Below are 4,552 nucleotides of genomic sequence, written 5' to 3'. Positions count from 1 at the left end.
ACCTGCAGCGCAACGCCATTCGCGACGACCTGGAAAGCTACCTGCACGAAATGGGCAGCGCCACTTCCACCAACATTCAGCACTGGCTCTCGGGTCGTATTCTGCTGGCCGAAACCCTGGCCGAGAGCGTTGCCCTGAACCCCACTGCCGAGGCCGTGGGCGCGTTGCTCAAGCAGAAAACCCTGCTGGCCAACTTTGACTTCGCCTACCTGGGCGATGTCTCCGGCAACTACTTTCTGGAGCCACCGGACACCATGCCCGAAGGCTACGATGCACGCACGCGGCCCTGGTACACCGATGCCATGAGTGCGCGTCGGACCGTTCTCACCGAGCCCTACATCGATGCCGCCAACGGCAAGACCATCCTCACCATCGCCACCCCCGCCATGAGCAGCAACGGCCAGCCGGTAGGCGTCGTGGGTGGCGACCTGAGCCTGGACACCCTGGTCAAGACCATCAACTCGCTGGATTTCGACGGCGGTGGCTACGCCTTTCTGGTCAGCGGCGATGGCAAGATCCTGGTTCATCCCGACAGCCAGTTGGTCATGAAATCACTCAAGGACGTGTACCCGCAGCACACCCCGCGCATCGGCGATGACGTGACTGAGGTCGAACGCGATGGCCGCGTCTCCATCGTCACCTTCGCCAAGGTCGAGGGCCTGCCTTCGGTGGACTGGTACATCGGTCTGAGCATGGACAAGGCCAAGGCCTACGCCATGCTCAGCCAATTCCGCAGCTCGGCGGTGATCGCCACGATCGTCGCCGTGGTCCTGATCATCGCCTTGCTGGGCATGCTGATTCGCCTGCTGATGCAGCCGCTTCATACCATGGGCCGGGCCATGCACGACATCGCCGAAGGCGAGGGTGATCTGACCCGTCGCCTGAGCATCCACAGCGCCGATGAATTCGGCACCCTGGCCCTGTCCTTCAACCGTTTCGTGGAGCGTATCCACGACTCGATCCGCGAAGTGTCCTCGGCCACCGGCCAGGTCAACGAAGTGGCCCAGCGGGTGGTCAGCGCCTCGAACTCTTCGATGCTCAACTCCGATCAGCAGGCCAATCGCACCAGCAGCGTGGCGGCGGCCATCAACGAACTGGGCGCCGCCGCGCAGGAAATCGCCCAGAACGCCGCCCTGGCTTCGCAGCACTCCAGTGCAGCGCGCAACCTGGCCGCCGATGGCCAGGCCGTGGTCGGCCAGACCATCAGCGCCATGAACCTGCTGTCGCAGAAAATCAGCGGCTCGTGCGGCAACATCGAAAGCCTCAATGCCAGCACGGTGAACATCGGTCAGATCCTGGAAGTGATCACCAGCATTTCCCAGCAGACCAACCTGCTCGCGCTCAATGCCGCCATCGAAGCGGCGCGGGCTGGCGAAGCAGGGCGCGGTTTCGCCGTGGTCGCCGACGAAGTGCGCAATCTGGCGCACCGTACCCAGGAATCGGCCCAGCAGGTGCAGGGCATGATCGAGCAGTTGCAGGTGGGGGCGCGCCAGGCCGTCATCCTGATGAACGAAAGCCAGGGCCAGAGCGAATCCAGCGTCACCATCGCCAACCAGGCCGGCGAACGTCTGGTCAGCGTGACCCAGCGCATCGGCGAGATCGACGGCATGAACCAGTCGGTGGCCGCAGCCACCGAAGAGCAGACCTCGGTGGTGGAATCGATCAACGTCGATATCACCGAGATCAACACCCTCAATCAGGAGGGTGTCGAGAACCTGCAATCCACTCTGCGTGCGTGCGCCGACCTCGAACAGCAGGCGTTGCGCCTCAAGCAGCTGGTCGGCAGTTTCCGCATCTGATCACCCGGCCAGCGCCGGCACGACGGCTTCCAGGGAAGGAGCCGCGTCAGGCTACAGATCCATTGCCACGCTGAAGGTCAGGTTGCGCGGTTCGCCCGGCATCGCCCAGTAGTTGCTGTAGGAACGCTCGAAGTACTTCTCGTCGAACAGGTTGTTCAGGTTGACGCCCAGGGTGACCTTGTCGCTGGCCTTGTAGTGCGCCAGCAGATCGACCGTGTGGTAGGCGGGCAACTCGAAATTGCCCCCCGACTCCCCGGACCGGTCGCCCACGTAGGTGAACGCCGCACCGATATCGGAACCGCGCAGCCGGCCATCCTGAAACTCATAGACGCCCAGCAGGCTGGCGCTGTTGCGTGCCACACCGAGCAGGCGGCTGCCCTTGGGCACGCTGGCGTCGCCCTCGGTCACCTCGGCATCGATCCAGGCGTAGGCGCCGATCACACGCAGCGCGTCGCTCAACTGGCCGCTGAACTGCAGGTCGACGCCCTGGCTGCGGGCTTTGCCGATGGCCCGGTTGAGGTTGCTCGTCGGGTCCAGCGCCAGCACGTTCTCCTTGTCGATGTGGAAGGCTGCCAAGGTGGCGCTCAGGCGTTCGTCGAACAGTTCGGCCTTGAAACCGGCTTCGTAGCCGATGCCTTCTTCCGGGTCGAATGACTTGCCACTGGCATCCAGGCCGTTGTTGGGCTTGAACGAGGTGGACGCATTGGCGAACACACCCCATTGCGGTGTGAACTGGTAGAGCAGGCCGGCACGCTGGGTGAAGGCGTCCTGGCGCTGGGTACTGCGGTTGCCAGTGGTGTAGTCGGCGATGCGCTGGTCGAAATGTTCGTAGCGAACCCCGAGCATGCCGCGCAGCTTTTCACTGAAGACCAGTTGATCCTGCAGGTTCAGCGCGTGGCTGCGCACATGCTCGCGGAAGTCGGTGCCCGAGCGCGCGCCGGTGGGTTTGGCCTGGCCATACACCGGATTGAAGATGTCGATGGGATAGGCACCGGCTGTGTTGGTCACCCGTTCGTTCTTGCGGTAATCCTCGTACTCGGTGCCGATCAACAGTTCATGCTGCACGCTGGCGGTGTCGAGAAAGCCGCGCAGCTCGACCTGGCTGATGCTGTCGTGCCAATCCATGTCGCGCTCGCGATAGCGGCGGTTGACGGTGCGTCCGTCGGCGTTGAGCGCGCGGGCCTCGCTGGCATCGCCGCTCAGCTCGCCCTGTTTGTAGTGGCTGGCCACGCGCAGTTGCCAGTCGTCGCTGAGGCGGTGTTCCAGCGCGGCCTGGATACGGTTGTTGTCGTTGTCGATGAAACCGTCGTTGGGCTCGCCGAGAAAGGTCCGCCGCGAGCCGCCGCCCCAGCCGTTACCCGGGGCCACCACACCGCGGTCGAACACCGACTGATGCCGCACCAGCTCGGTTTCCACCAGCAATGAAGTGTCCGGATCCAGTTGCCAGCTCAGCGACGGCGCCACGTACAACCGCTTGCTCTGCACATGGTCACGAAAGCTGTGGTTGTCTTCCACCGCCAGGTTGACGCGGCTGAGCACCTGACCTTCGTCATCGAGCGGGGTGTTCAGGTCCAGGCTGGTGCGGTAGCGATCCCAGGACCCGGCACTGCCGTACAGGCGGGCGAAGGATTCGGCCTGCGGTTTCTTGCTGACGATGTTGACCGTCCCACCGGGGTCGCCCCGCCCGTACAAGCTGGCGGCCGGCCCCTTGAGCACCTCGATGCGCTCGATGCTGGACACGTCCGGTGTAGCGGGGTAGCCACGGTTGGCGCTGAAACCGTCGCGGTACAACTCCGAGGTGGTGAAGCCGCGCACGCTGTATTCGTAGAGGGTCAGCCCGCCGAAGTTGTTCTGCTGGGACACCCCACCTGCGTATTGCAGGGCCCGCTCCACGTTAGTGCTGCCCAGGTCCTCCAGGACCTGTACCGGAACCACGCTCACGGCCTGGGGGATGTCCTTGATCGCAGCGTCGGTCTTGGTCGCGCTGCCCGAACGCGTGGCGCGGTAGCCTGTGACCGGGCCATTGGCCGTCTCCATTTCGCCGCCAGCGGTGACGCTGATGGCTTCCAGTTCAAGGGTCTCGGGCGAGGTTTCGGCATAGGCGGGCAACCCCAGCACGCTGAAGGCGAAGCTGGCCAGGAGGGCGAAGCGAGGTGAGCGCATGTGCAGCAGTCCATTGGTGATTATAGTTATATTATAACGTCATGAATTGTGCCGCTGCCTATCTCTTTTCTACATCCTCTGGAAGCGGTGTTCCTTCCTGAGCCAACCGATGTGGCGCTTGGTCGCAGCTTGGCGCTCGAGAATCATTGATCTGGATCAATGGCCGTCTGGCGGTGCGGGCAGAAAATCCGCCCACCTACCGACCCGCCCGACACCGAGTACCCCCCATGTCCGGACACTTCGACTTCCTCAAGAAACCGCTCGCGCGGGAAATCGCCGTGATTGTGCTGATCAAGCTGGTCCTGCTGCTGGGCATCCGCAGCCTGTGGTTCGGCGGGGGCGTAGACGTCAAGGATGACGGCACCACCGTCGGCCAGCATGTGCTCGGCTCCGCTTCCCAACCTCTCGAGAAGAACCTGAAATGATCTCCGAATCAGTCGTCGACCTCTCTCGGCTGCAGTTCGCCATGACCGCGCTCTATCACTTTCTGTTCGTGCCCCTGACCATCGGCATGGCGTTCCTGCTCGCCATCATGGAATCGGTCTACGTCATGACCGGCAAGCAGGTGTACAAGGACATGACCCAGTTCT

The 4,552-nt window shown here is 63.3% G+C and carries 4 protein-coding genes; 3 read left to right on the top strand and 1 reads right to left on the bottom strand.

Translation table 11 applies throughout. The features are described 5' to 3' along the window. A partial coding sequence (locus tag B2V21_RS21320; protein WP_286917957.1) for a methyl-accepting chemotaxis protein occupies positions 1-1,799 on the top strand: 1,799 nt, incomplete at its 5' end. Positions 1,800-1,850: 51 nt separating this feature from the next. Here B2V21_RS21320 and B2V21_RS21315 read toward each other — a convergent pair. Then, a complete protein-coding gene (locus B2V21_RS21315) occupies positions 1,851-3,962 on the bottom strand; it encodes a TonB-dependent siderophore receptor (protein WP_286917956.1) in 2,112 nt (703 codons plus the stop codon). 227 nt (positions 3,963-4,189) lie between these two features. Here B2V21_RS21315 and cydP point away from each other — a divergent pair, with 227 nt between their 5' ends. Further along, positions 4,190-4,387 carry a cytochrome oxidase putative small subunit CydP gene (gene cydP / locus B2V21_RS21310; RefSeq protein WP_286917955.1) on the top strand — a complete coding sequence of 66 codons (198 nt, stop codon included), beginning with the start codon at positions 4,190-4,192 and terminating at the stop codon, positions 4,385-4,387. Beyond that, positions 4,384-4,552 (top strand): cytochrome ubiquinol oxidase subunit I (locus tag B2V21_RS21305; protein ID WP_286917964.1); only part of this gene is annotated, 169 nt, incomplete at its 3' end. The genes cydP and B2V21_RS21305, both read left to right, overlap by 4 nt.

The sequence above is a fragment of the Pseudomonas sp. UBA6276 genome, assembly GCF_002438365.1.
Taxonomy (GTDB): Bacteria; Pseudomonadota; Gammaproteobacteria; order Pseudomonadales; family Pseudomonadaceae; genus Aquipseudomonas; species Aquipseudomonas coleopterorum.
The sequence above is the reverse complement of the archived record's forward strand: the minus strand, read 5'-3'. Positions and strand labels throughout refer to the sequence as shown.

Excerpts from the sequence above, each read along its gene's own strand:
- B2V21_RS21315 (WP_286917956.1), bottom strand. The coding sequence starts at position 3,962 with ATGCGCTCACCTCGCTTCGCCCTCCTGGCCAGCTTCGCCTTCAGCGTG.
- cydP (WP_286917955.1), top strand. The coding sequence starts at position 4,190 with ATGTCCGGACACTTCGACTTCCTCAAGAAACCGCTCGCGCGGGAAATC.